Source organism: Bacillus sp. 05T31 (assembly GCF_056396725.1).
The window spans coordinates 1-1,321 of the sequence record NZ_JBFTMA010000933.1 but is presented as its reverse complement, the minus strand read 5'-3'; the positions used below and the strand labels follow the sequence as shown (position 1 = coordinate 1,321).

Here is a 1,321-nt window from a genome sequence, read left to right as displayed (position 1 = left end):
TTGCAGTACTGTTTAAAAAGTCTGCTTCAATTTTATAAGCTGGAATTTGAACATTTAAAATGGATGTTGCTACTTCATAAGAAGTGGGAAGTAATTTATGAATCATAGATAATAACGCCTCCTTTAAATATGATATATTAATATAATTGATTTGTGGGTAAGTTTGACAATTTTTTTCTTTTTTGCATATAATATATGTATCTCCATACATAAAATGTTCGTAGGTATATTTCTATAGTAGGATATGGTTAGCGTAGATAAATACGTAATCTTATATAAGAGTTTAGCTACTCTTGTATTTGATAATACAAACTATAATAGAAATGAGGGACTAAAAATGGGATGGATTATTACATTAATAGTTGGTGCTATTATAGGTATAATTGCTAGTTCTATAACGGGTAAAAATTTTCCAGCTGGTATGTTTGGAAATATAATTGCTGGTTTACTAGGAGCTTGGTTAGGTAGTAGATTATTTGGATCTTTTGGGCCATCATTTGGTGGGATTCATGTCGTGCCAGCATTATTAGGTGCAATTGTGTTAATTCTTATTGTATCATTTGTAGTAAAAGTTGCAAGAAAATAATGGCTATTACTGATTGTTTTATAAAGCCCTTTTAGGGCTTTTCCTAATTAGAGAGGTGGTACACTTGGAGAAAGTAAATATAAGAAAAAGAGATAAGTTGAAAAAGTTTTTTAAAGAACAAAATTATTTAGCTGTACTACTTGGATTCGCGTTGCTGTTTGTAAATATATTATTACTTACAAAAATATCATTCGTCTTTACACCGTTCGTCGTATTTTTAAAAACAATCTTTTTCCCAGTATTATTAGCGGGAGTACTATTTTATATATTGCATCCATTCGTTTCTCTTTTAGAAAGAAAAGGTGTGTCGAGAATTGTGTCAATTGCCTCGATATATATAATTGTTCTTGGATTATTTGTTTTTCTTGCGGTCACGGTTATTCCAATTATTAAAGATCAAGTAAATGCTTTAATAGATAACTTGCCATATTTCGGGCATGAAATCGAAAGGGCAGCACGTAAATTTGGAGATAGTAATGTAATTGGTAGAATGCAGGAAAGTTTAAATGTTGATTTTGCTAATATCGTAAAAGATTCTACAATGAACTTTACAAAATCATTATCATCAGTAACAGGAAATGTAACTGGATTTTTAAGTACAATTACTGAAGTTGTTTTAACATTTGTAATGGTTCCATTTATTTTGTTCTATCTTTTAAAAGATGGTGAGCAATTACCGAATCATTTTTTAAAGTTTATATCTGAGCAAAGACAACCAGCTGCGAAGAGAATACT

2 protein-coding genes and 1 pseudogene are annotated in these 1,321 nt (G+C 29.9%); 2 read left to right on the top strand and 1 reads right to left on the bottom strand.

Annotation, left to right across the window (positions count from 1 at the left end; genetic code table 11):
- Positions 1 to 211, bottom strand: a pseudogene (locus AC1DJR_RS30030) (GNAT family N-acetyltransferase); the annotation flags it as partial.
- Positions 212 to 337: 126 nt separating this feature from the next.
- Here AC1DJR_RS30030 and AC1DJR_RS30025 point away from each other — a divergent pair.
- Both AC1DJR_RS30025 and AC1DJR_RS30020 read left to right on the top strand, forming a co-directional pair.
- Positions 338 to 586: a GlsB/YeaQ/YmgE family stress response membrane protein gene (locus AC1DJR_RS30025; RefSeq protein ID WP_002014007.1), complete on the top strand. Its 249-nt coding sequence runs from the start codon at positions 338 to 340 to the stop codon at positions 584 to 586.
- A 64-nt stretch (positions 587 to 650) separates the two neighbouring features.
- Positions 651 to 1,321, top strand: a 671-nt coding sequence (locus tag AC1DJR_RS30020) for an AI-2E family transporter (RefSeq protein ID WP_477004263.1), incomplete at its 3' end; no start/stop codon positions are given.